At 64.0% G+C, this 25,632-nt stretch carries 18 protein-coding genes; 4 read left to right on the forward strand and 14 right to left on the reverse strand.

Annotation, left to right across the window (positions count from 1 at the left end; genetic code table 11):
* Nucleotides 1-21: 21 nt before the first annotated feature.
* From ACFY9W_RS21700 to ACFY9W_RS21730, 7 genes are all read right to left on the reverse strand, one after another.
* Nucleotides 22-561, reverse strand: a complete 540-nt coding sequence (locus ACFY9W_RS21700; protein ID WP_391134455.1) for a GNAT family N-acetyltransferase — start codon at nucleotides 559-561, stop codon at nucleotides 22-24.
* A 226-nt stretch (nucleotides 562-787) separates the two neighbouring features.
* Nucleotides 788-3,253, reverse strand: coding sequence for a TonB-dependent siderophore receptor (locus ACFY9W_RS21705; protein ID WP_391134458.1), 2,466 nt, complete (start codon nucleotides 3,251-3,253; stop codon nucleotides 788-790).
* A gap of 95 nt (nucleotides 3,254-3,348) precedes the next feature.
* The gene (locus tag ACFY9W_RS21710; RefSeq protein ID WP_391134461.1) at nucleotides 3,349-4,323 is read right to left on the reverse strand and encodes a FecR domain-containing protein; all 975 of its coding nucleotides are present in this window, start codon (nucleotides 4,321-4,323) and stop codon (nucleotides 3,349-3,351) included.
* A gap of 1 nt (nucleotide 4,324) precedes the next feature.
* Entirely contained in the window at nucleotides 4,325-4,870 is a 546-nt protein-coding gene (locus tag ACFY9W_RS21715; protein WP_391134464.1) for a sigma-70 family RNA polymerase sigma factor, read from the reverse strand.
* A 263-nt stretch (nucleotides 4,871-5,133) separates the two neighbouring features.
* A complete protein-coding gene (locus ACFY9W_RS21720; protein ID WP_391134467.1) occupies nucleotides 5,134-6,171 on the reverse strand; it encodes a diguanylate cyclase in 1,038 nt (345 codons plus the stop codon).
* A gap of 111 nt (nucleotides 6,172-6,282) precedes the next feature.
* Nucleotides 6,283-11,376, reverse strand: a complete 5,094-nt coding sequence (locus ACFY9W_RS21725) for an AAA family ATPase (RefSeq protein WP_391134470.1) — start codon at nucleotides 11,374-11,376, stop codon at nucleotides 6,283-6,285.
* A gap of 42 nt (nucleotides 11,377-11,418) precedes the next feature.
* The gene (locus ACFY9W_RS21730; RefSeq protein WP_391134473.1) at nucleotides 11,419-12,069 is read right to left on the reverse strand and encodes a response regulator; all 651 of its coding nucleotides are present in this window, start codon (nucleotides 12,067-12,069) and stop codon (nucleotides 11,419-11,421) included.
* A gap of 200 nt (nucleotides 12,070-12,269) precedes the next feature.
* Here ACFY9W_RS21730 and ACFY9W_RS21735 point away from each other — a divergent pair, with 200 nt between their 5' ends.
* From ACFY9W_RS21735 to ACFY9W_RS21745, 3 genes are all read left to right on the forward strand, one after another.
* A complete protein-coding gene (locus ACFY9W_RS21735) occupies nucleotides 12,270-12,644 on the forward strand; it encodes a response regulator (RefSeq protein WP_391134476.1) in 375 nt (124 codons plus the stop codon).
* Nucleotides 12,645-12,827: 183 nt separating this feature from the next.
* A complete protein-coding gene (locus ACFY9W_RS21740; protein WP_391134479.1) occupies nucleotides 12,828-14,030 on the forward strand; it encodes an FAD-dependent oxidoreductase in 1,203 nt (400 codons plus the stop codon).
* Between the two features lie 28 nt (nucleotides 14,031-14,058).
* Nucleotides 14,059-14,970 carry an MBL fold metallo-hydrolase gene (locus ACFY9W_RS21745; protein WP_391134482.1) on the forward strand — a complete coding sequence of 304 codons (912 nt, stop codon included), beginning with the start codon at nucleotides 14,059-14,061 and terminating at the stop codon, nucleotides 14,968-14,970.
* Nucleotides 14,971-15,356: 386 nt separating this feature from the next.
* Here the strand turns inward: ACFY9W_RS21745 and ACFY9W_RS21750 are convergent, their stop codons facing one another.
* The 7 genes from ACFY9W_RS21750 to ACFY9W_RS21780 all read right to left on the reverse strand — a co-directional run bounded on the left by ACFY9W_RS21750 (nucleotide 15,357) and on the right by ACFY9W_RS21780 (nucleotide 24,630).
* Nucleotides 15,357-16,676: a serine hydrolase gene (locus ACFY9W_RS21750; protein WP_391134485.1), complete on the reverse strand. Its 1,320-nt coding sequence runs from the start codon at nucleotides 16,674-16,676 to the stop codon at nucleotides 15,357-15,359.
* Nucleotides 16,677-16,696: 20 nt separating this feature from the next.
* A complete protein-coding gene (locus tag ACFY9W_RS21755; RefSeq protein ID WP_391134488.1) occupies nucleotides 16,697-18,550 on the reverse strand; it encodes a DUF1302 family protein in 1,854 nt (617 codons plus the stop codon).
* A 174-nt stretch (nucleotides 18,551-18,724) separates the two neighbouring features.
* Nucleotides 18,725-19,909 carry an acetyl-CoA C-acyltransferase gene (locus ACFY9W_RS21760; protein WP_391134491.1) on the reverse strand — a complete coding sequence of 395 codons (1,185 nt, stop codon included), beginning with the start codon at nucleotides 19,907-19,909 and terminating at the stop codon, nucleotides 18,725-18,727.
* A gap of 21 nt (nucleotides 19,910-19,930) precedes the next feature.
* Complete coding sequence (locus ACFY9W_RS21765; protein ID WP_391134494.1) at nucleotides 19,931-20,365, reverse strand: thioesterase family protein; 435 nt, start codon at nucleotides 20,363-20,365, stop codon at nucleotides 19,931-19,933.
* Between the two features lie 2 nt (nucleotides 20,366-20,367).
* The gene (locus ACFY9W_RS21770) at nucleotides 20,368-21,531 is read right to left on the reverse strand and encodes an iron-containing alcohol dehydrogenase (RefSeq protein WP_391134497.1); all 1,164 of its coding nucleotides are present in this window, start codon (nucleotides 21,529-21,531) and stop codon (nucleotides 20,368-20,370) included.
* A 43-nt stretch (nucleotides 21,532-21,574) separates the two neighbouring features.
* Nucleotides 21,575-23,362: an acyl-CoA dehydrogenase C-terminal domain-containing protein gene (locus tag ACFY9W_RS21775; protein ID WP_391134500.1), complete on the reverse strand. Its 1,788-nt coding sequence runs from the start codon at nucleotides 23,360-23,362 to the stop codon at nucleotides 21,575-21,577.
* Nucleotides 23,359-24,630 carry a 3-hydroxyacyl-CoA dehydrogenase NAD-binding domain-containing protein gene (locus ACFY9W_RS21780; RefSeq protein ID WP_391134503.1) on the reverse strand — a complete coding sequence of 424 codons (1,272 nt, stop codon included), beginning with the start codon at nucleotides 24,628-24,630 and terminating at the stop codon, nucleotides 23,359-23,361. Before ACFY9W_RS21780 ends, ACFY9W_RS21775 begins: the two co-directional genes overlap by 4 nt.
* A gap of 67 nt (nucleotides 24,631-24,697) precedes the next feature.
* On the opposite strand from ACFY9W_RS21780, the gene ACFY9W_RS21785 reads away from it, so the two are divergent.
* Complete coding sequence (locus tag ACFY9W_RS21785) at nucleotides 24,698-25,597, forward strand: LysR substrate-binding domain-containing protein (protein WP_391134506.1); 900 nt, start codon at nucleotides 24,698-24,700, stop codon at nucleotides 25,595-25,597.
* Nucleotides 25,598-25,632: the final 35 nt, after the last annotated feature.

A 25,632-nucleotide genomic window follows, 5' to 3' on the forward strand; every position in this document is an offset into this window, starting at 1 on the left:
CAGCGCAACCCCTCGCCATGCTCAAGAGTGCTGCCATCGGGCGCGCGTAAGCGCATAGCACTTCCAGAGCTTTGGAGCGTTTGAAAGGTTCAGCTCCGCGTCATAGAGGTGCTCGGCACCCAATTTCATCGTGGCTTTCTGGGAGCGTATATTCGTCGGCGCGATATGGAAGAACACCCTGTCGTACAGCGTGAAAGCGTGCTCAACCATCAAGCGCTTGAGTTCGCGATTGCTGCCTCCTCCCCAGTGCTCTCTCACCAAAAAGGTAAAGCCAATGGCAATACTGTCGCATTGATCAGGTGGTGAGTAATAACTTGATCCACCGATCACTTTCTGCTGTTGAAGATCTATCACTGCAAGCGCCTTCCCAGTGGCTAGTAGCGTTGCGAAATAGGGCTCGAACACCTCGCGCTTAAAGCGATCCGTAGACGGGTGACCTTCCCAGATTTTCGGGTCGCTTGCTGCATCCAGCATCTCGTCAAAATGACCTTTGGTGAGAGGCTCCAGTCTTAACGAGCGTCCTGACAGAAACGGCTGGTAGTTGAAATCCTTTTGCGTCATGGTCTGTGCGCACTCGCATCCTTGATTGGTAGGCAAAGTCTACATCCGCTACAAGCACAGGCAAGATCCAATCGTGGGTTAATCCCAGGTGCCAAACTCCCGGGAAAACTGACTGTCCGCTATGGGTCGAAAGCGGTCAAACGCCACTGGCCGCATTCGACCCATTACGGATAATCCCTTCAACCTTCAACTTTCAACGCTGGGGGGCAACGGTTGGCAGGCGCTGTCAGAAAGTACCCTTCAATGTCACCATGTAGTTGCGTGGCTCGCCATAATAGTTGCCGCCACTGCGATCACCGACGGTGGCGTAATAAACCTTGTCAAAAAGATTGTTTCCGTTGAGCGCTACGGCCCAGTGCGGGTCGATCTGGTACTGCACCCGTGCGCTCCAGATGGCATACCCCGGTTGTTCGGTCTTGGCCGCGCCAGACAACCTGGAAATATCGCTCTGTGCATTCACGCCCCCGCCGATGCTCCAGCGGCTCAAATTACCGGCCAGTGCATAATCACCCCACGCTCGCAACGCGTGTCGCGGCACCAGGGTGTTGTAGGTATCGCCATCGACCGCTGCCACATTGCTGTTGCGCACGTTGCTGCTCAAGGTTTCTGTCGCGGTGTAGGTGTAGCCCGCTGTCAGTTGCAGCCGCTCGACGGGGGAACCGGTCAGTTCCATTTCCACACCCTGGGCGCGGACCTTGCCTGCGTCTACCGAGCAGGAGGCGCAGATGCTCTTGTCGGTGACCGCCACGGCAGCATGCTCCTGGTAAGCACGGAACAGGTTCAGCGAGCCATTGAGTGCGCCGTCGAACCACTCGCCCTTGATCCCCAGCTCATAGTTGGTGCCGGTTTTCGGCTCTAGCACCTTGCCACTGGCATCGGTATAGGACTGTGGCTGGAAAACATCGGCGTAGCTGGCATAAACCGTCAGGTTGGGCGTCAGGTCGTACAGCACTGCAGCAAACGGCGTGACTTGCCCGGTTTCCCGACGCTCATCGATCGGGGCCACGCCGTAGGCATGGCTGTCATTGGTGTAGCGCCAGTCGCTGACCCGCGCGCCCAGCACCACGGTCAAGGGTTCGGCCAGCTTCAGTCGCAGGTTGGCGTAGGCCCCTTGCTGCTTGACGGTGGTTCGCGACGGGTACGGCCAGCCACCACGGTAGCTGTTGTTGATGATGTAGTCGTCGCTGGGTTCGATGAAGTGCGTAGGGTTGAATACATCGGAGCGTTGCTGCAAAAACGCCAGCGCCCATACGTCATGGCTGTGCGAATAGCTGGTGTTGGCGCCGACGGTCAACTCATGCTCCAGGCCAAATGCGCGAAACTTGCCATCCAGATACCCGTCGAAGCCGTAGTCCACCGAGTCGTAGTCGAACAGGCCGGAAATCGACTGGATCGATGATGATGTGGCACCGGGGGTAACGTAACCGACCCCCACGCCTTGGGCGTATTTCATGTCCTGCTGGTTATGGCTGTAGGCACCTGCCAGGCGCACGGCCCAGTCTTCGTTCAGGTGATGCTTCACGTCGGCAAATACGGAGGTGCGTTCGCTGTCCCAGTGGTTCCAGCTGGCGCCCAGGCAGGTAGAGCGCTTGAGCTTGATGTCCGAGCCGTCACTGTAGCTTGGCAGGCCACCAAAACAGGGTGTGGCGTTGAGCTTTTCATAGGCGATGGCAATGCCAGCAGTGGTGTCGTCAGAGAAATCATAGTCCAGCGCCCCATAGGCAAGCTGGTCTTCACGCTTGCCATAATCGTAGAAATATCGGCGCTTCTGTTCGGCAACCACCGCACGCCCCCGTAGTGTGCCCTCGGCATTGAGCGGGCCGCCGACATCAACCTGGCTACGGTAGTTGTCCCAGGTGCCGCCGGACAGCGTCACGGTCGCCGTGGGCGTGGCCTGGCCGCGCTTGCGCACGAAGTTGACCGCGCCCGCCGGGGTGCCTGCGCCCTGCATCATGCCGGCGGCGCCACGCAGCAGTTCCACCTGCTCGTAGAAGGCCATGTCGCTGCTGAAGCTGTTGGCCTGCACATAGCTGCCGCCGACATCCAGCGGCACGCCGTCGTACTGGAACGGCGCATCCATCTTGAAACCGCGCGAGTAGAAGTACTTGCCACCCATTGGCGACCCGGAGACGGTGATGCCGGGGGTCTGTTCCATCACCTGTTCGATGGTGTTGAGGTTCTGGTCATCCATGCGCTTGCGGGTCATCACCGTGACCGACTGTGGAGTTTCCTTGATGCTGTGCTCGCCCTTGCCTATGGTAATGGCCCGTGTGGTGTAGGAGGTGGTTGGCTCGACCGTAGTACCCAGCGCGGCATTAACGTTAGTGGCACCGAGTTCAAGGGCAGCGCTGTCGACGGTGTACAGCCGGTACTGCGCTGGGCCGGTCATTTCGGCGGCCAAACCGGTTCCCGACAGCAACATGAAAAAGCCACTCTCGGTATCGAAACTACCCTGCAACCCCTGGCTGGAGCGGCCTGTGGCCAGTTCGCTCAACCCCACGAGGTAGACGCCGGACTCTGCGGCGAAGCGCGACAGCACCTGGCTCAATGGCCCGGCAGGAATCGCGTACTGGCGGCTGGCGGCCTGGGCGGTGAGCGGTGCGGTCGCCAGCCAGGTGGTGGCCGCAATGCCGGCCAGGCAGACAGAAAAGCTCAGGCGTGCTGTAAACGGCGCGCGTGCTGGACGAAACATTATGTGATCCTTGTCCCCGTTGGGTGTAATGGGTGGGTTGTCATCCCTTAACCCGGCGAGGCGATGAAAAGCGGAACCACAGGTTGAAAATTTCTTCAGCTGCCACTGGCCGCTACCGTGATCCACCACGGCAGGCGCCGTTCGACGCGAATGGGCAGTGACTCACCGAGCATTGCCAGGGCACCGTCGAAGTCGAGCAGCGGAAGGTTGCCGAACACCTTGAGCAGGGCTACCTCGGGGCTGACCGAGATGTACCCGTGGTGGTAGCGCGACAGTTCGTCCAGCACCTCGCCCAGTGGTACGTCTACCGCCACCAGCTTGCCTTCGGTCCAGGCTTCCCGGGCCAGTTCGGCGGTGCCTGGAGGGGCTAGCTGGTGGCTATCGAACGTTTGCTGGTGGCCAGCGGTGATCACCCGGCTGGTGCCGGTGTTCGCCAAGGTCACTTCCACCGCGCCTGCGAACACCGACAGTTTCGTCTGTGTGCTATCGGTACACACGCTGAAGCGCGTACCCAGCGCCCGCATATGGCCCTGGTGGGTACTGACGATAAAGGGGCGCTCGGCATCGTGCGCGGTGTCCACCAGGATCTCGCCGGCCAAGAGGTGCAGACGGCGGCAGGTACTTGAAAAGGCGACATCGAAAGCCGTGCGGGTGTTGAGCCACACCTGGGTGCCATCGCTCAGGCGCACCGGTTTCAGTTCGCCCGTGCCGGTGCGGTAATCGGCGGCCAGTTCCGCACGCCAGGCCGGCAATGGTGTCAGGCGCCAGGTAGACCACAGCACCCCCACACCGGCCAAGGCGGCAAGGCCGCGCAGCAGCGCACGCCGGCGCACCCGCTGGTGGGCACCGATAAGGCGCTCGGCGGTGTCGCGGCGATGCGCCAGGTGCTCCAGCGGTTCGAAACGCTGGCTGATGCCTTGTACGGCCTGCCAGGCCTGCCGGTGCATCGGGTCGGCGGCGAGCCAACGTTGCCAAGCCTGCTGGCGGGCCGTGTCGGCGCCGCCGCAGCGCAGTTCGGCATACCACTCGGCAGCTTGTTCCAGTACCTGGAATGATGGTTGAGCGCGCATCTCAGCCGCCGTGCTCGCTGCACAACATCGTCATGTCCTGCGCTGCCTGCAAGCTCAGGCAGGCGAGCATGGCCTTGGCCACATACTTGCGCACCATGCGGTCGGACACACCCAGTTCGGCAGCCACTTCCTTGTCAGTCATCCGGCACACCACAGCCAGCACGAAGGCCTGTGCCGCCTTGCTCGGCAGGCCGATCAGCATCTGCCCAACTTCCTGCAAAGCCTGCAACACCGCCGCGCAATGCTCTGCGGAGTCGGCAAAGCGTTCTGGCTGGGCAGCCAGGGTATCGAGCCAGGCTTGTTCGATCTCGCGGCGTTGCCAAAGGTTGATGCACAGCCCGTTGGCAACCTTGCGCAGGTAACCGCGGGCGGCAAGGGCATTGTCGAACACGGGCTGCACCGGCTTGAGCAACAATCTGAGGAAGGCATCATGGGCAAGATCGGCTGCGTCGGCATGGCAGCCCAAGCGCCGCCCCAACCACTGACGCAGCCAGGAATGATGCTCGTGATAGAGGTGATCAAGAGGTGCGAGTGGTTTGGTCGACATGGTAAAAGGCAGCGCCTGAGAACTTGTATCAAAAGACAATCATTATCATGAGCCACGAATTATTGGGATATCGGTCGAAGAATGCAATGCGATAAGCCGGCGTTCAGCTGAACGAAGCAAGCTCGCTGAGCCCATACCAAAGCAGACCCTTGTCCTCCCGCACCTGGAGAACAAGCCATGAACGCCATCAGGACCAGCCGCCATCAACCTTGGAACAAAGGAAAATTGGTCGGGCCAGCGATTTTCAGGGGCAGGAACATACCTCATTTATGCGGCGGCACGTAGGCAACTTGATCTCTCCCTCCCTTTTTTGCCGCGTAAAGTGCGCTGTCGGCGCGCTTCAATGCATCATCGATCTGCTCGTTTTCGGCGACTAGAGTACATCCCACACTCAGGCTCACCCTCAGTGGACCGCCAGAAAGCTGCATCGGCCTGCTGCCGATGAGCAGGCGCACGCGCTCCGCGATGCGCACCAGTTCGTCATCGTCCTTCACACGCAGCAATGCGACGAACTCTTCACCGCCCTGGCGTACCAGCAAATCATCGGGGCGAAGCGCAGCTCGCAGGCGACACGCACACTCGCAGAGCACCTTGTCACCGTCAGCATGACCATACTTGTCGTTAACAGCCTTGAAGTGATCAAGGTCAGCATACAGAGCACCCAGCCGTAGGCCTTTTTCCGTTGCCAAACGGCGTTCACGTTCCTTGAAGGCCGCCAAAGCGCCGCGGTTCCATAATTGAGTTAGCGGATCAACCAAAGCCTTGCGCTGCTCACGGTCCATTTCAAGCCGCAAGTCCTGGTTGGCCTGTATCAAACTGCGCAGTTGTAGATACCCCTCTGCGAGCGTGGCCAGATCTCTGAAGTTGGCCTGTTGGGCCTCACTCAGGACGCGTGGGCGAGGGTCGAACATGCATAAGGTGCCGATCGCCTTGCCGTTGCCAGCACGCAAGGGGTGCCCGGCATAGAAGCGGATATAGGGTGCGCCAGTGACCAGCGGATTATCGGCGAATCGCGAATCGTACTCGGCATCTGCCACCAGCAGGGTGTCGTCCCCCAGAATGGCGTAGCCGCAGAAGGACACATTGCGCGGGGTCTCGCTTACATCCAGCCCAATCCTGGCCTTGAACCATTGCCGATCGTGATCGATCAGGCTGATCAGCACGGTGTCCACATGCGCCACTTCCTGAGTGAGTCGCACCAGGGTATCGAGGTAATGCTCAGCCGGTGTATCCAACACATTCATTTCATCGAGTGTACGCTGGCGCGCCGTTTCGTCAGTCGGTATGGGACAAGCCGGCATATCTGTTCTCCAGTTCATGGGCGGTGGCGTCTGCGAAAGGCGCATTCCTAGGCTGTTTTCAACGCAGCATCACCGAGTATCAAGGCTATTCACACAGAGCCTAGTACGCCTTCAGGCGCCCGGCGCGGGATGCGCCGGCAAGGTGAACTGCACTTCGGCGCCAGGGCCCTGCCTGGCGCTGGCCCAGAAACGGCCACCGTGGCTGTCGATGATCGAGCGGCAGATCGACAACCCCATGCCCAGGCCGGTCGCCTTGGTGGTGTAGAAAGGCTCAAAAACCTGCTCTACGTTTTCCGCTTCGAATCCGGGCCCGCTGTCTGCCACGGTCACCCGCACACCGTCCTGGTCGATGGCCGTGCTGATGTGCAGCGTGCGAGCGCGTGCAACCTCCGACATGGCTTCCAGCGCGTTGAGGATCAGATTCAGCAGCACCTGCTGCAGCTCCACCCGGTCGGCCAGAACCTTCGGCAAATACTCGGCGAGTTCGGTGCGCACCTCTGCCCTCCCTCTTACGGCCTCGCCACGGGTGAAGTCGACCATCTCCAGCACCACGGCATTGATGTCCACCGCCTGCTTCTGCGGTGGAGCCTTGCGGATCAGCTCGCGAATACGGCCTAGCACCTGCGCCGCGCGGTTGGCATCCTTGATGATCCGCCCCAACCCGAGGGCTACTTCATCCAGCTGCGGGGGTTGCGCACCCAACCAGCGGATGGCGGCGTTGGCATTGGTGACCGTGGCGGCGATCGGCTGGTTGACTTCATGGGCGATCGAGGCGGCCAGCTGGCCCATGGTCGCGACACGATTGGCATGGGCCAGTTCGGCCTGCACCTGACGATTCCTGGCTTCGCGTTCGGCAACCGCGTGATACAGCCTGGCGTTTTCAAGCGAGATAGCGGCCTGTGACGCGACCAGCCGCAGCACCGCGATGCGCGCAGCGTCGAACACACCTGCACTCAGGTTGTTCTCAAGGTACAGCGCCCCCACCAACCGCGCCTGGTTGGTCAGGGGCAGGCACAGCAGGGATCGGGCCCGGCAACGGCGGATGTAATCGTCAGCCATGAACTCAGCATCAACGATGGCGTCGTCCAGGCAGAGGCTTTCCCCAGTGCGCAGTACCTGGTAAAGCACGGATTGAGCCAGCAGCGTGCCGCTCACCGGCTCGTCGCAGAGCACTACCTCGCCCTGCGCCACACTTGCCTGCGCAACGATACGCGGCGCTTCCCCTCGGGCACGCACCAGCACGCCACGTTCGGCGCCGGCCTGCTCGATTGCCGTGCGCAGCACCTGGGTGATCAGCTGGTGCAGGTCAACTTCGCCCGACACGGCTTGAGACACCTTGAGCACAGTCGCAAGGTCCAGGTGCTCGACCGGGGTGGCGATGGTGGTTGTGGGGCCCGGCTCCGGGTCGACACTGCGCAGATAACGATGACGGCTGTCCAGCTGGCGAACCTTGCCGTCTGCCCCCCAGCGCAGGTAGCCATAACGCGCATCACGAAGGTAGGCCCGGGCAATCCTGGCGAGCCCGCGGCTGGCATAGAAGCGCGATGCCAGTTCGTTGGCCAGCGCCTCTACCTGCACGAAGCCGCTGTCACGCGCTAGCTGGATAGCCTGTTCATAGAGGTGCTCGGCCTCGACCAGGCGCCCCTCCAGGCGGGCGATCTCTGCCGCAAGCAGTACCTGCCTGCTGGCGAAGGTTTCCGCGCACTGCTGTGTCCAGACCTGCAGCATCCCATGGTGCTCGGCCAACGCTTGCAAGGTTGCCTCATCAGCACCCTGACGGGCCGACAGGGTCAGCGCCGCGAAAAAGTGGTATTCCGCCTCTTCGAAGAACGAGGCGATCACCCACAGCAGCGCCTTGGCCCGCGCAGCACAGGCTTCGGCGGCCGCATGGTCGCCGGCCAGGTAACGCGCCTGCAGCTTGCGCACCCAGTACTTGCCCGCGGCCAAGGCCAGGCCGGGCATAGCGTCCAGGTGTTGCTCGAAACGCGCCTCGCTGAAGTGTTCGGTGTCCAGGCACCCGAACACCGGTGCTTGCCCGCGCAGCGTGCGGATCAGCGCCAATTGCGTGTGCATGAAGTCTATCACCAGCCCGAAATGCACCTTTTCTGCGTAAGCCAGGCCCTGCTCCGCCTCGGTTTGCATGCTGCCCAGCGGTTCGCCGCTGAACAGTTGATCGGAGATCAGCCCATTGCCGACGTAGGCGGCATACGGCAGGTCACCGACCCGGTTGGCCGCAACGAAGGCCCGCCGCAGCAACTCTCGGCACTCGCTGACCGGCCGCGTCCAGCGCACCACGAACATCGAGAAACACAGGAACGTATTGGCTTCGAAGCGTTGCAGGCCGCGCCGCTCGACCAGCTCGCAAGCCAGGCGCCCGAACCGGTAGCCGGTCTGGTAGTCGCCATAGCGCCGGGAGACCCGCCCGATATTGGCGTAGAGCATGCACGAGGCGTCGCAGTTGCCATGCTCAAGGCTCAGGCTCACGGCCTTGCAAATGGTCAGGCAGGCCAGGTTGGCATTGGTTTGCAAGGCCGGGGCGAACAGCTTGCACAAGATATCCAGGGTGGCCAGGGTGGACGCGTCGTTCATCAGCGGAAGGTCGATCAACTGCTCGATGCTGCGCGAGCCCACCTTCAGCGCGATCTGCTCATATTCGCCACGCACCTGGTCATCGTCCGGTTGCGCGCGCCAATGAATGCCCACCTGGCGCAACCAGGCCAGGCAAACCGCCACCGCACGGTCGCTGCGGTCGAGCATCAGGCACACGTCCATGTGCAGGCAGGCCACGGCAACGCCTTCAGCCGCAGTTCTGGCGCGCTGTGCCAGGCCGATCAGGCGCTCGTCGGCGTGCCCGAGCTGGCCGGTGAGAAACTCGCACTCAGCCAGGTTCAGCGCCAGGGCAAAGCTCAACTCATGCGCAGGAGCTGCACAAGGCCCCTCCAGCAATTGCTCGCCCACCCTCAGATAGGCCAGCGCCGAACCGTAGGCCGACGCGGCCTTGGCCCGGCGCCCGGCCAGCAGGTTGAGGGCGGCCAATTGCTCGCGTTCAGCATGGGCATCGATCAGCGCCACGCCGCGGTTGAGCTGCCCGACAATCTCGAAAATGGCTTCCTCGCGGTGGCGGTCCGACACCTGTTCGGCCAACAGGCGGCCGATGCGCAGGTGCATCGCAGCGCGGTCCTGGTCGGCGATCAGCGAGTAGGCAGCTTCATGGATGCGGTCATGCACGAAGGCGCAGGTACCGTCCTGGTGCGCCACCAGTTCCAGCCGGATTGCAGCCCACAACACCGCCTGCACACGCTCGGGCGGCAGGCCGAGTACCAGGGCAAGGGTTTGCGTTTGCGCCACGTTCCCCAGGCAGGCCAAGTGCTGAAGCGCCTGCCGGGTGGCCAACGGCAGGCGCGCCAGCTTGCCAACCATCAAGTCAACCACATTGTCGGTGTAGCCCTTGGCATGGATGCGCTGCGAATCCCAACGCCAGCGCCGGGCTACAGGGTCATAGGCCAGCAGCGATTCCTCGGCCAAGGCCTGGAGAAACTGGATGACGAAAAACGGGTTGCCGGCCGTCTTGTCCTGCACCAGCTGGGCCAGGCCCATGACACTGGGCGCCGGGCAGTGCAGCGCCTCGGCGATCAACTGTTCGATATGCGGCCGGGCCAGGGGCGCAAGGCGCACCTCGTGCACCGGGGCACCGGCCTTGCGAATTGCCTGGAGCCTGGCGGTCAACGGGTGGTGGGCATCCACCTCGTTGTCGCGGTAGGCGCCCACCACCATCAGGTAGTGCAGCTCCGGGTGCGTGAGCAGGTCTTCGAGCAGGTCGAGGGTCGCCGCATCCAGCCATTGCAGGTCGTCCAGAAACAGCGCCAGCGGATGCTCGGCGCGGGCGAACACCGAGATGAAACGCCGCAATACCAGCAGAAAACGCCGTTGCGCCTGTTGCGGATCCAGCTCCGGCACTGGCGCGGGCTCGCCGATGATCAAGCGCAGCTCCGGGATCAGGTCGGTCAACAGCCGCGCGTTGGGCTGGCAGGCCGCCAGCAATGCCGAGCGCCATTCGGCCAGCACCTCGGTGCTTTTGCCGAGCAGCGTGCGCACCAGCCCCTGGAACGCCTGCACCAGCGTGGCATAGGGGATATCACGCTTGTACTGGTCGAACTTGCCACTGGCGAACAAACCACGCGGCGGAACCAGCATCTTGTGCAACTCATTGACCACCGAAGACTTGCCAATGCCCGAGTATCCGCAGACCAACACCAACTCCGGCACGCTGCTGCGCACCATCCTGGTGAAGGCGTCTTCAAGAACCTGCACTTCGCGTTCGCGGCCGTAGAGTTTTTCCGGGATCAACAGGCGGTCGGGGGTGCCTTGCTCATCCAGGCTGAAGGCCATGATGCTGCGGCTTTGCCGCCATTCGGCAAGGCACCGGCGCAGGTCGTGCTCGAGGCCGGCGGCACTCTGGTAACGATCTTCGGCGGTCTTGGCCAGGAGCTTCATCACCAGCTGGGAAAGCAGCGGCGGCACGGTAGCGACACGCTCGCAAGGTGGCAACGGTTTGCGCGCAATGTGGCAGTGCACCCACTCCATAGGATCGGTGGCGTGGAAGGGCAACGTGCCGGTAAGCATCTGGTACAGGCTCACCCCTAGTGCATAGAGGTCACTGCGTGAATCGATGGAGCGGTTCATCCGCCCGGTCTGCTCAGGCGCCATGTACGCCAGGGTGCCAGCGATGGTCTCCGGCGGTTCGGGGGCATGCCGCTCGCGGGGTAGGCGCGAAGCAAGGCCAAAACCGGTCAAGCGGACCTTGCCATCGTCGCAGCCGACCAGAATATGGTGGGGTTTGAGGTCCCGGTGCACCAGCCCGGCCAGGTGCATGCGGCCCAAGGCAACGCTGATTTCAATCGCCAGTTCAAGGCAGGTTTCGACGCCCAGCGGCGCCACCAGCAGCGCCGACAAGGGTTGGCCTCCGGGGTCACCCAGCACCAGGCGCGGCTTGCCGTTGATCCGCTCCAAGGCTTGGGGGTGCAGCGCCCAGCCAGCATCGAGCTGATCGCGCAGGCCGTATTCATGGGCCAGGCGGTCGACGGTGGCCGGCAATGGCTGTTCGTTGGCCGGCCGCATCAGCAGCATGCGGGTGCCGTCCGGGCGCTTCAGCCGGCAAAACAGGCGATCCCCATCGTTCCACAATATTTGCTGTTTGCCTGGCATGGGTCCGGGCCCCATCCTCGAGTTGGAAGAATACGGGCGGTGTCAGACTGTGCGCGGTAACGGCTCGACACCCAGCGCTTCGGCCATGCGCACCAGGTCGGCAACCGAACGCGCGCCAAGCTTCTTCATCATCTGCCCGCGGTGTACCTTCACGGTGACCTCGCTGAGGTTCAGCTCAGCGGCGATCTGCTTGTTCATCAGGCCTGCGGTCACGAAGCCCAGCACCTGGCGCTCCCTGGGCGTGAGGGCTTCGAAAGCTCGGCGCAGTGCCAGGTTTGCCTGCTCGCCTGCCAGCCGTTCGCGGTCGCGCGCCAGGGCACTGGCCACCGCGTCGAGCATGTCCTGGTCACGGAACGGTTTGGCCAGAAAATCGACCGCGCCAGCCTTCATCGCCTTTACCGACATGGCGATGTCGCCATGCCCGGTCATGAACACCACCGGCATGCGCACCCCGCCCTGCTCCATCTGCGCCTGAAAGGCCAGGCCGCTCTCACCGCGCAGGCGCACATCGAGCACCAGGCAGCCGGGTACAGCCTTGCGCGGGAAGGCCAGAAAGTCCTGGGTGGAGCCGAAGCTTTGCACCTGCAAACCCACTGAGCGGAACAGCCCGTCAAGGGCCAGGCGCATGGCCTCGTCGTCATCGACGATATACACCATCGGCTCATTCGAGCTATGCGTGCCCTGTAAGGCCATGTGTACTCCTTGAGCAATGACGCCGCGTCGTTGGCAGATGAAAAATCTAGCCTATTGTTGGGCAACCTTCACCGGTTTGGCCACTGCAAACTGCAATACCAGACGCAGGTATTGCCCGGTTATACCAAGGTATACTTCTGCCACCTGCGCGACGGGGTATCTTGGATACCATGGCACAGGCCGCCAGGAGCCAAGCGCGCATGAAGCAGCCCACCGCAACGCTGATTGCCGTCGTCGACGACGACGAGTCCCTGCGCGATGCGCTCGACGGCCTGTTGCGTGCCACCGGTTACCGTGCCCGCACCTTTGCCAGCGGCAGTGATTTCCTCGCCTCCGATGGCCCGGGTCAGGCGGGCTGCCTGATCTCCGACATCCAGATGCCCGGCATGTGCGGCGTCGAACTGCTGACGCAACTGCAGGTACGGGGATTCGAAATCCCGGTGATCTTCATCAGCGCCCACCCCGGCCAGCGCTCGCGCATCACCCCGGGCATGCCGGGCGTGGTCAGTTGCCTGCCCAAGCCATTCGAAGCCCAGCAACTGCTGGACTGCATCGCGTCTGCCCTGCAGCACTGAACAGCTGCCTCGATACCTTTGTATACCCCCTTACGCCCCATGCGTAATCCGTTGCACACCCATGGAGAAGTGTCCCCGCCCCTGCCCCTGCTTAACATCAACCTACAGCGAACGACTGGCCCTACAGCGTCTCGCCAAGGCTGAAGTTCAGAACCTTTACCCGTTCACGTCAGGAGCACAATCATGAAACAGCAACTTCTGGTTATTGGTGCAGGTTTCGCCGGCCTCTGGAGCGCCCTGAGCGCTGCGCGCCTGCTCGACATGCATGACCGCCAGGACGTACAGATCACCGTGCTGGCCCCGCAAGCCGAACTGCGCATCCGCCCGCGCTTCTACGAAGCCGATGTGCACAGCATGTTCGCCCCGCTCAAGGCGCTGTTCGACGCCGTGGACGTACACTTCGTCAAGGGCAGCGCCGACAGCATCGACGAACAGGCCCGCCGCGTCAGCTACCGCGACGAAGCGGGCCAACCGGCGCAGCTGGCCTACGACCGGCTGATCCTTGCCAGCGGCAGCCAGCTGGCGCGGCCACCTGTGCCTGGCCTGAACCAGCACAGCTTCGACGTCGACCAGATCGAGTCGGCCGCGCGCCTGGAGCAGCACCTGATGGCACTGGGCCAACGGCCCGCCAGCGCCGCCCGCAATACCGTGGTGGTGTCCGGCGGCGGCTTCACCGGTATCGAGACCGCGACCGAAATGCCTGCGCGCCTGCGTGCAGCACTGGGCGAAGGCGAGAAGACCCGGGTGGTGCTCATCGACCGTGGCGAGCGCATCGGTGCCGCCCTGGGTGAAGGTATCCGGCCTTCGATCATCGAAGCCTCGGACGAACTGGGTATCGAATGGGTCGTCGGCGCTACCGTAGCGGCGGTGGATGCCGAAGGCGTAACCCTGGCTGATGGCCGGCGTATCGAAAGCCAGACCGTGGTCTGGACCGCCGGCATGCGCGCTAGCCCGCTGACCGAACAGCTGACCAGCGCACGCGACCACCAGGGCCGCCTGCATGTGGACGGCAACCTCAAGGTGCGTGGCCTGGACGATGTATTCGCCGCGGGCGATGTGGCCTATGCCGCCACCGACGATATCGGCAATTTCGCGGTGATGTCCTGCCAGCACGCCATCTGCCTCGGCCGCCATGCCGGCAACAATGCCGCCGCCGACCTGCTGGGTGTGGCTCCCACCCCCTATCGCCAGCCCAAGTACGTGACCTGCCTGGACCTGGGTGCATGGGGCGCCGTGTACAGCGAAGGCTGGGACCGTCAGTTGAAACTGGTGAAAGGCGAAGCCAAGGAACTCAAGACCCAGATCAACACCGTATGGATCTACCCACCGGCCGCCGAACGCGCCACCGCCCTGGCCGCTGCCGACCCGTCGATTCCAGTGGCATGAACCTATCCATTCGAGCAGGAGAACGACCATGACAATGCCAATGAACACTGTCGTCCCGAGCGAGACTGAAGAACTGGTGCCCTCGCGCTATGCCGTGAAAGTCGGCGACATCGATGTGCTGGTGGTGAGTGACGGTGTACTGCCATTGCCCACCCAGACCATGTCGACCAACGCCGACCCGGCTGCCCGCGCGGCCTGGTTCAAGGACATGTTCCTGGGGCCGGAAAACTTCGACTGGGCCCTGAACGTCCTGCTGGTGCGCAGCGGTCAGCAGGTGATCCTGGTGGATGCAGGGCTGGGTGGGCAGTTCCCCGGCTTCCCGCGGGCCGGGCAGTTTCCGAAACGGCTGGCGGCTGCCGGCATCGCGCTGGAATCGATCACCGATATCGTCATTACCCACATGCACATGGACCATATCGGCGGCCTGCTGGTGGATGAGGTGAAAAACCGCTTGCGTGAGGACGTGAAAATTCATGTCACCGCGACCGAGGTCGCCTTCTGGGCCGCACCGGATTTCTCGCAGACAGACATGCCACAGCCGGTGCCGGACGTGCTGCGGTCCACGGCCACGGCGTTCATGCAAACCTATGGCAGCAGGATCCGCACGTTCGAACGCCAGCATGAAGTGGCGCCCGGTGTGGTCGCCAGCCTTACCGGCGGCCATACCCCGGGGCATTGCGTGGTGTATCTCAACTCGGGCGCAGAGCGGTTGACATTCGCCGGCGATGCGCTGTTCCCGGTAGCCTTTGATCACCCGGATTGGCACAACGGCTTCGAGCACGATCCTGATGAGTCGGTACGGGTACGGGTGGCGCTTTTGCAAGCTGCCGCGGCGAGTGGCGAGCTGTTCGTTGCCACACACTTGCCATTCCCCTCTGTAGGGCGAGTGGCGGTCGACGGAGATGGGTTCCGCTGGATCGCAGGGTTCTGGAACTATTGAGCGCCGTCGGGCACGGTGCCGACTGAGCAACCAAAGACGTCTGCTGGGAACAGCAGGCGCCTTTTCATTCTGGGCTGAACCAACGTGCGCGTAGGCTTCCTGAACGGCTCATTTTTATTTCAGCGGCAGCTATGGGTCGATAGCTGCCACCGTTCAAATACCGCTTGCCAGCTACCCACGATTCCTGTGGGAGCGGCTTCAGCCGCGGAGCAGGCGACGCGGTGGCTGGCACCGGCTTTGCCGGTGTTCGCGGCTAAAGCCGCTCCCACAGTGTGCGTGTAGCGTCCCCGAACAGGTTGTTTTTTCAGCGGCTGTTTTGGGTCGATAAAAGACCTCCCGCACTGAGGGGTTTCAGCATGCAACCCGCCCCTGCCGGCCCCTACACCTCAACCGGGCAGTGCCGCCAGCACCGCACCCACCATGCTGTTGAATGTAGCCGGCGAGTCCACGACGCGCGTGGGGGCATTCACCTTGCCGTCAGCACGCGTAGCGCGACGGGCTTGGTCGGCGGTGGCTGAGAGCTTCACGATTACGAGTTCGCGGCGGGGGTTGATGTAGATTTTCTGCCCGAAGCGCCCGCTGGCCTCGAACGAACCGTCGACATCGTTTTTTTGGTACCAGTAATTGCGGTAGCTGTAGCCAGGGCGGCCAGGGCCAAGGTTGCCCTGAGCGAACACTGCCGGGTCCGCAGGTTGGAACGTGCTGTGCACAGCCTGGTTGAAGCTGTCGCCCTTGGCATCACGGGCCAGTTCGCGGCGCACCAGTTCGGCGAAGCGGGCGGTGTCGCGCAAATTGCAGCTGATGCCGCCACTGGCCATTTCGGTACCGAGCGGGTCGACCTGCACATAGGCATCGTCCTCGGCGAAGCGTGACCACAACCGTTGTTCGACCAACTGCGCCCAGTTGAGCCCGGTGACGCGCCGCAACGCCCAGGCCAGCGCTTCCGGCGAGCCGTTCTGGTAGAAGAACGGCGCCTGGCCAGCGGTGTTCGGCGCCTGCTGCACCTGCCGCAGGAAGCTGTAGATATCCCCCGGCATGCCCTCGCCCCGCGGTATCAGGCCGGTAGCGGCAAACAGGCCGAGGTCCGGCGGCATCTGCGCGGGGTACTGCACCGCCACCTGCATGTCCAGGTTGGCCTGCACCGTCGCCTCGCCAAACGGCGTGCCGCGCAGTTCCGGCACGTAATGCGCCAGCGTACGCTGCGGGTCCAGCGCACCTTCGGCGATCAGCTGGGCGGCGATCAGGCCGGTGACCGACTTGGTCATCGACGCCCAGATATGGGACTGGCGGGGCTGGAAGCCTTCCAGATAACGCTCGTACACCACCTTGCCCTGGTGCAGCACGATTAGCCCGTCGGTGCTGGTTTGCTGCAGGTAGCCAGCCAAGGTCAAAGGCTGGTCACCGGCGCTGAAGGCCAGCTGGTCGAGCGCCGCCGCGCGGCCTTCGGTCAAGCTCAGCGGTGTGGCCGCCCGGGCGATGCCACGGGTGGGCGACACCTCACGGGCGTGGCGCATCGACCAGCGCAAGTACGGTGGCTGAAAGGCATTGGCCTGGTTGACCCGCAACTCCGGCGCTGGAGGGAACCCCTGCATCACACTCTGCCCGGTCGGCGCACCGACCGCCAGGGTTGGGGCCAGGGCACCCGCCAGCACCAGGGCGATACCCGTCAGGTTGGCGGATGAAGGGTTCATGCTGCGCTTGAACATGGTCTTGCTCCTTGGTTGCACTAGAAGTTGGCGCCCACGCTGAACGCCACATAATCCCGGTCACCGCGGGTGCCGTAATCGCCGTCGAGGTAATCGGTATAGGCCAGGCTGGCCCAGTACTGGCTGGCCAGGCTGACGTCCACGCCCAGGCTGATCGAGCGCGAGCCTTCGTTAAAGGCCGAGCTGTCCGCCGGTGAGTAACCCTTGACATCATGGGCCCAGGCCAGGCCTGGGCGAATGTCCAGGCCTTGGATCAGGTTGGGGTAGCTCCACGTTGCGCGCAGGCGGTAGCCCCAGGAAAAGGGGGTGACAAAGCCCTCGTCGTTGCAGTCGCCCGGGCTTTTCGAGATCGCCAGGCACAGGCTGTTGTCGGCCAGCTCGCCGTTGCCATAGGCACCGGAGCGGCCATAACGCGGCCCGAAGCGCCCTTCCAGCCCGCCTACATAGGTGGCGCCCACCTCGCCCATCAGCAGTAGCTGGTTAGCGCCCATGACTTGGCTGAACGCCTGCACGGCCGATACCTGGGCCTGGGTCACCTCCTTGCGCCGGTAACCGTCGAAGGGTGTGTTGTCGGTCGCAGGGCGCAGGCCGTCGGCGTTGAGCGGGCTGCGGCCGGGGGCATTGAGCAATGACTGCAGCACATCATTGCCGTTGAGCTGCACCGGCATGTTCGGCCGGTAGCTCAGCTCACCCTGCACGGCGGCACCGTTGCGCAAGGTGGTGGCGAAGGTCAGGCCGTACAGGCGGATGTCCTCGGGGTATTGCGCCCTGTACTGCGAGGTGCCCATACGCAGCGCGCCGGCCAGGGTCTGCCCGTTGCTGGACGCCAGAAAGGCGCCGCAATTGGCCAGCGCCACACCAACATTGCCGCACAGTTCACGGGCAAAGCCCGTATTGGCGTAATAGCGGCTGCTGACCGTGCCCAGGTATGGCGAGCGGCTGTGGTAGTTGGCGGCGAACAGGCCGAACTCGGTATCCAGTGGTTCAACGTACCAGTGCAGCGAAAAACCCCACTGGCCACTGTTGCGTGCATCCTGGTCGGCCCCCCGAGGCACCCGTACGCCCTCCTCCGACAGCGTCACACCGAACGGGGCCAGGGCGGTCGACACGGACGGGTTGGTCACCATCTGCCCGCCGACATCCAGCCCCTGGCAGCCTTCGGGCATGAAGTCGTTGCCAGAAAAGAACGTTGCGCAGTTCTCCAGCCGTGTCTGCTCCCAGTCCAGCTGGTAGAAGGCATCGAAAGACAGCGCTTGGTTGAGGTTTTGCGTAACATACAGCAGGTTGACCGGCGCCAGGGCGTCTTTCACTTCCGAGCCCGGCCGGCGCAGCGCAGCCTGGTTGAAGGGGCTGATCACGTTCAGCCCGCCCTGGATGAACAGACTTTCCCCCCAGTTGACCACCTGTTTGCCCACCCGCAGCGAACCAGGCTCACCGCCAATGTCGTAAAGACCATAGGCGAACGCATCGAGCAGCTCCGCCCCCGCGGTTTTAGCCGAAACCTGGCGGTTGCGGTCGTCGATGTCGACGGCCCGCTGGCTGTGGTCGCGCTGCGCGGTGTCGTACCAGTAGGTGCCACGCAGGAATACACCCGCGTTATCGCGGCGCAGCTCCAGATCGTGAGTGCCTTTGAGCATCGCCGAAAATACATCGCCCGAGCGGTAGTTGCGGCGCCCGTCGTTGCCATTGGCTGCCTGCAACTGCTGTTTGTCGGGGTTGGCAGTGCTGACGGCGGTACTCACTGACACCGCCGAGTCGAAACGCCCTTGCAGCGGGCCAACGTCGAATTGAAGGCCCGCAACCGGGGTTGCGAGCACGCAGCACAGGGCCGCCAGCGGCGCCTGGCGCCGGCAGAATGGAAGGGTTGCGCTCACTCTTAACCTCTTGTTGTTTTATTAGAGAGGGAAATGATGGGTTCAGCGCGGACGCGCCGGACGTCCAGGCCGGCGGTGTCGGTGACGAGCAGTATCAGGTAGGTTTGATTACGCGCACAAATAGCGTCTTCGGATCAATGCCATGCCGGTTCGTTATGGCTCGATGACGGTGCTTCAGAGCACTTCGAACAAGCCTGCCGCGCCCATGCCCCCGCCCACGCACATGCTCACCACCACATAGCGGACCTTGCGCCGGCGGCCTTCAAGCAAGGCATGTCCGACCATGCGCGCACCGCTCATGCCATAGGGGTGGCCGATGGCGATCGCCCCTCCGTTGACGTTGAGCCGCGCTGGGTCGATGCCCAGGTGTTCGGCGCAGTAGAGCACCTGGCAGGCGAATGCCTCGTTGATCTCCCACAAGCCGATGTCCTCGACCCGCAACGCGTGGCGTGCCAACAGGCGAGGTATCGCCAGCACCGGGCCAATGCCCATTTCCTCCGGCGCCAGGCCGACCACCGCCATGCCCCGATACAGCCCCAGCGGCTGGCAGCCTGCGCGTGCCGCCCGGGAACCGCTCATCAGCACACAAGCGCTGGCACCGTCGGACAACTGGCTGGCATTGCCCGCAGTCACGCAGCCGCCCTCGATCACCGGTTGCAGTGCCTCAAGGTCCGCCAGCCGGGTGTGCGGGCGGTTACCTTCGTCCTGGCTCAGGTGCATGCGCTCGTGGGACTGGACGCCAGTGGCCTTGTCGATGACCTTGCGCTGCGTCGTTACTGCAACGATTTCATCAGCGAACAGCCCGGCCTCCTGCGCTGCCGCTGTTCGCTGCTGCGACAGCAAGGCGTAATGGTCCTGGGCATGGCGGTCGATACCATAGCGCTTGGCGACGAGCTCGGCCGTGTGCAGCATGGGCATGTAGGCGTGCTCGCACAGGCGCCGCACCGTGGCGTCTTGGGCAGCATTGGCGGCCTGTATGTGCGCCTGCTGCACCAGGCTGATCTGCTCCTGCCCGGCTCCGACCACCACCTGCATGCCCTCGCCGCGTATCTGCTGAGCGCCGATGGCAATGGCCATCAGCCCTGAGGCGCACTGGCGGTCGATGGTCTGCCCGGCCACCGACTGCGGCAAGCCGGCCGCCAGGGCCGACAAGCGCGCCGGGTTAATGGCGGCGGTCCCGCTTTGCATGGCGGTGCCCAGCAGCAGGTCCTCGACTTCGCCCGGCTCCACGCCGGCGCGCTCAACGGCGGCGCGGATGGCAATGGCGCTCATGCTGGGGGTGGTGAGGTCGTTGAACGCGCCGCGCCAAGCCTTGGCGATGGGCGTGCGCGCGGTGGATACAATGACGGCGTCTTGCATGAAACGGCTCTCCTTGGGCAATTACACCGGCAGCAGTCTTTCGTAGGCGCTGCGCAATTTGGCGGGAATAGTGATCGGGCGGTTGTTGCGGCGATCGACGAACACATGGGTGAAACGCCCAGCGGCGCAGGCCTCGGGCTCGCCCTCGACGAACACGGCCAGGGCGTAGTGCACCGAACTGTTGCCCAACCGTTCGACGACAATGCCTACCTCGATGCGTTGCGGGAAGGCGACGGCGGCAAAATAGTCGCAGGCGGACCCGGCCACGTAGGCCACCACCGGGTCGTGGTGGATATCGAGGCCGGCGTGCTCAATCAACCAGGTATTCACGGCACTGTCGAAAAACCCGTAATAAACGACGTTGTTCACATGCCCATACAAGTCGTTGTCGTGCCAGCGCGTAGTGATCGGCTTAAAGTGGCGGTAGGCGCCGCGCAGCGGGCGTTCCCTGGCCATGTTCAAAACGCCGCCTGATAGAGGGCCAATGCGTCGTCGAGGGCGACCTTGCGCGGGTTGTTGACCAGCAACCGTTGCTGTTGCAGGGCATCCTCGGCCAGCGATGGCAGGCTGTGCCGCGGCACCCCGACATCTCGCAGCCGGCTGGGCAGGCCGCAGCGTGGCGCCAGTTGCTCCAGTTCATCGATGAACTGGTTGCACAGCTCATGGGGATCGCCCGGCACCAGCCGCTCGCCCAGCAGTGCCGGCGCCAGCGCGGCATAGTCGGCGAACGCTTCGCACCGGTTGAAGCGCATCACGTGGGGCAGCACCAGCGCATTGGCCAGCCCATGCGGCACGTGGTAACGCGCCCCCAACGGGTAGGCCAGCGCATGCACCGCCGCTACTGGCGCGTTGGCGAACGCCTGCCCGGCCAGGCAGGCGCCCAGCAACATGGCCTGGCGCGCCCCCAGGTTGCCACCGTTGTGCACCGCCTGGTCGAGGTTGCCGGCCAGCAGCGCCAGCGCCTCACGGGCCAACAGGCTGGACAGCGGGTTGCGCTTGAACTGGCTGGTAGTGGCCTCGATGGCATGGACCATGGCATCGATCCCCGTGGCGGCGGTGATCGCCGGGGGCAGGCCGAGGGTGCGCTCGGCGTCGAGCAGTGCCAGGTCGGGCAGCAACAGGGGTGAAATCACCGCCATCTTGGCCGCCTCGCCGGTGGTGATCACCGCGACGGGTGTGACCTCCGACCCTGTCCCGGCGGTGGTCGGCACCTGGATCAGCGGCAGGCGCTGGCCTCTGGCCTGGTCGATGCCGTAGACCGCCTCCAGGGTCTGGTCACAGGCCGGGTGCGCCAACAGCGCAACCAGCTTGGCGACATCCATGGAGCTGCCGCCACCAAAGCCAACGATCAGCTCGACGCCGATGTGCCGTGCCCGAGCGACGGCCGACAGCACGCAGGCATGGCTGGGGTCGGCGCTGACCTCGCTGAAGATCGCCACGCTCAGGTGGGCCTGGGTGAACCCTGGCAGCAAGTCATCAAGCATGCCCAGGTTGACGATACCCGGGTCGGTCACGATCAGCACGCGGCGCACGCCGCGTTGCTGGCACAGCTGCGCCAGGCGCCCGGCAGCGCCAGGTTCGCAGAGCAGGTGGGGGGTGGTGGCAAAACTGAAAGGCTGCATGCTCATGTTCCTCTTGTTCTTGTGGGTGAACAGCCGGGCCAGGTCAAAAGGCGAAGTGCGCTTCATCCAGGCTCATCAGGCACTGCGCGCCGCCGCGCAAGGCCTCGCAGTGGGCACTCGCGCGCGGCAACAGCCGCCGCCAGTAAAAGGCTGCAGCCTGCAACTTGGCCTGGTAGAAGGCGCTGTCCTGGCTGCCTGCGGCCAAGGCCGCGCTGGCGGTTTCGGCCGCCCGCAGCCACAACGCGGCCAGCAGCACATAGCCCGAATAGGCGAGAAAATCCACCGACACCGCGCCGATTTCCTGCGGGTCGCAGCGGCAGGCGTCGAGCACCTCGGCGCTCAGGTTGCGCCATTCCTGCAGGCGCTGGGCAACCGCCTGGGCCATGCCGTCCAGCGCGTCTGCGCGGCAGGTGCGTGCCGCTTCAAGCAACTCATCAATCAGCAGGCGCAGCTGCTCGCCGCCGTCGCCAAGCAGCTTGCGGCGAACCAGGTCCAACGCCTGAATGCCATTGGTGCCCTCATACAGCTGGGTGATGCGGCTGTCGCGCATCAGTTGCTCCATGCCCCATTCGCGGATGTAGCCGTGCCCGCCGTACAGCTGCACGCCCAGGCTGGCAGTCTCCTGCCCGACATCGGTGAGGAAGGCCTTGACGATGGGGATCAACAACGCCGCCCGGCGGCCGGCAGCCGCCTGCACCTCAGGCTGCAAGGCGCCGTGCTCCAGGTCCAGGGCTTGCGCGGCAAAGGCCGCCAGCATGCGGCAACCTTCGCTGAGGGTTTTCTGGGTCAGCAGCATGCGCCGCACGTCAGGGTGGCAGATGATCGGGTCGGCACTGCGCTCGGGGGCCACCGGCCCCGCCAGGCTGCGCGACTGCAAGCGCTCGCGGGCATAGACCAAGCCTCCCTGAAAGGCCGCCTCGGCGATGCCCAGCCCCTGTAGGCCGACCTGGAAGCGCGCATCGTTCATCATGGTGAACATGCACGCCAGGCCCTGGTTGGCCTCCCCCAGCAGCCAGCCGCGAGCGCCATCGAAATTCATCACGCAGGTCGCCGCGCCCTTGATGCCCATCTTGTGCTCGAGCGCGCCGCATTCGACCGCATTGCGCGGGCCCAGCCCTGCGCCTTCCGTACATTCGAACTTGGGTACCAGGAACAGGCTGATGCCACGCACGCCGGCCGGCGCATCCGGCAGGCGCGCCAGCACCAAGTGGACTATGTTGTCGGTGAGGTCTTGGTCGCCGCCGCTGATGAAGATCTTGCTGCCGCTGATGCGGTAGCTGCCATCGCCCTGCGGCTCGGCACGGGTACGCAGCAGCGCCAGGTCGGTACCGGCCTGCGCCTCGGTCAGGCACATGGTGCCGGCCCATTCGCCGCTGACCAGCTTGCCCAGGTAATCGCGTTTGAGGGCGGCGCTGCCATGCCGGTGCAAGGCCAGCACGGCGCCCTCGGTCAGGCCGGAATAGATCCGAAACGACAGCGACGCCCCCATCAGCATTTCGTGAAAGCAGGCCGAAACCATTTGCGGCAAGCCCTGTCCGCCATGTTCCAGCGGGCCGGTCATGCCACCCCAGCCCTGCTCCACATACTGCCGGTAAGCCTGGCGAAAGCCATCCGGTGTGCGCACGTTGCCTTGCTCCAGGCGGCAGCCCTGCTCATCGCCCCGGCGGTTGAGCGGTGCAACCACTTCGCCAGCAAAGCGTGCACCCTGCTCAAGAATGCCATCGATGGTTTCGCGATCCAGTTCATTGCCCAGGCGGGCACAGTGCGCCGTCACATCGAACAGTTCGTGCAGCACGAAGTGCATGTCACGCTGGGGGGCTCGGTAGTTCATGCGCGGCCCTCGCGGACGTCGGCCAGCTGTTTGCCCTCAGCCACCAGGCGCATCAGCAACCCGGCCGGGCGCCAGTGCTCGCCGAACAGGCCCTGCAAGCGTTCCAGGCGTGCCAGCAGCACGCCCAGCCCCTGCTGTTCGGCCCAGCGCATAGGCCCGCCCACCTCGTTCGGGAAGCCGTAGCCATGCAGGTACACCCGGTCGATGTCAGCGCTGCAGCTGGCCACCGTTTCCTCAAGAATTTTCGCGCCCTCGTTGACCAACGCCAGCAGGCAGCGCTCGCGAATTTCCTCGTCGTCGATCGCGCGCCGGTGCACGCCCAGGTCCTGGGCGACTTTGAGCACCAGCGCATCGACCTCTGGGTCGTGCACGGCTTCACGGCTGCCGTGGGCATAACGGTAGTAACCCTGGCCGCTTTTCTGGCCGAAACGCTCCAGCGCGCACAGGGCATTGTCGACCTGTACCAACGGCGCATCCATGTCTTTACCGGCCAGCTGACGCGCACGCCACTCCAGGTCGATGCCGACCACGTCGTACATGTGAAACGGGCCCATGGCCATGCCGAAGGCCTGCAGCGCCTCATCCACCTGCCGCGGCGTGGCGCCTTCGAGCAGCAGCTTGCGCGCCTCGGCCACATAGCTGGCGAGCATGCGGTTGCCGATGAAGCCCGGGCAGTTGCCGGCCACCACCACTACCTTGCCCATGCGCTGCCCAAGGGCCTGGGCCGCATCGAGCACCGCAGGCGAAGTGCGCTCGCCGCGCACCACTTCCAACAGCTTCATCACATGGGCCGGGCTGAAGAAATGCAGCCCGAGTACCTGTTCGGGCCGGCGGGTGACGGCCGCGATGGCGTCGATGTCCAGTGCCGAGGTGTTGCTGGCCAGAATGGCGTCGGCCTTGAGCGTGCTGTCCAGGGTACGGAAGATGACTTGCTTGAGCGCCAGGTTCTCGTATACCGCTTCGATCACCAGGTCGGCTTCGGCGAGGTCGTCATAGGCTCTTACCTGGCGCACCCGCGCCAGGCAAGCGTCGGCCTCGGCCTGATCGATACGGCCCTTGGCAACCTGCTGTGCCCAGGTTTGCGCAATCATCGCCAGGCCGGCTTCGGTGGCGCTGGGGTCGTTGTCCAGCCACAGCACCGCAAGGCCTGCACGGGCCAGGCTGATGACGATGCCGCGGCCCATGGTGCCGGCGCCGATCACCGCCACCTGCTGAACGTTGTAGGGAGTACTCACTGGGGACGCTCCTGATTCAAGTTGTGAAGGCATTGCCCTCACCCTAGTCAGGCGCCTACTATTTTGGAAATTCTCATTTTCCATCCCATGTATTCTTCGCATGAATATAATCAACTTCGACCTCAACCTGCTGCGCGTCCTGGATATGCTGCTGCGTGAACAGAACGTGTCACGTGCTGCCGAGCGCCTGGCGCTGACCCAGCCGACGGTGAGCAATGCGCTGGCACGCCTGCGCGACCTGCTGGGCGACCCGCTGCTGGTGCGCGTGGGCCGGCGCATGCGCCCCACCCCGCGCGCCCTGGCCCTGGAAGGCCCGATTCGCGCGGCGCTGCTGCAGATCGAACAGACCCTTGGCGCCGCCGACAGCTTCGACCCCCGACTCAGCCACCGGCAACTGCGCATTGCCCTTACCGACTTTGCCGAACAGCTGTGCATGCCAAAGTTGCTGGTCACCTTGCAAACCCAGGCGCCGCATCTGCGCGTGGATGTGCTGCACCTCACGCCCAATCTGCCCGCCGAAGCCCTCGATCGCGGCGAACTCGACCTGGTGCTGGGGCGCTTCGATGAGGTGCCGGCGCGCTACGAGCGGCGCCACTGGCGCAGCGAAACCCTGCACGTGGCGGTGCGCCAGGGCCACCCCGAAGTGGATGGCACACTCGACCTTCAAGCGTTTCTCGCTTTGCGCCACTTGTGGGTGCACGGTGGCCAGACCCGTGGCATGGTCGACCAGTGGCTGGGAGAACAGGGCCTGGCCCGGCGCATCGTCTACACCACGCCCAATTACCTGCAGGCCGCGCACCTGGCCGCAAGCTCCGACCTGTGCGTTGTGCTGCCCACCGCCCTGGCCCACCATTTCGCCCGGCTGCTGCCACTGCAGGTATTCGACCTGCCGTTCGCCCTGGAGCCCTTTCAGCTGGAGCTGGTGTACCTTGCCCATCGCCAGCACGACCCGGCACTGGCCTGGCTGGTGGGGCGCATCATGGACATTGGTGCCGGCTAAGCCATCGCATTTGGGCATGGCTGGCCATGCAAGAG

It is taken from the genome of Pseudomonas sp. NPDC008258 (assembly GCF_042956345.1).
Taxonomy (GTDB): Bacteria; Pseudomonadota; Gammaproteobacteria; order Pseudomonadales; family Pseudomonadaceae; genus Aquipseudomonas.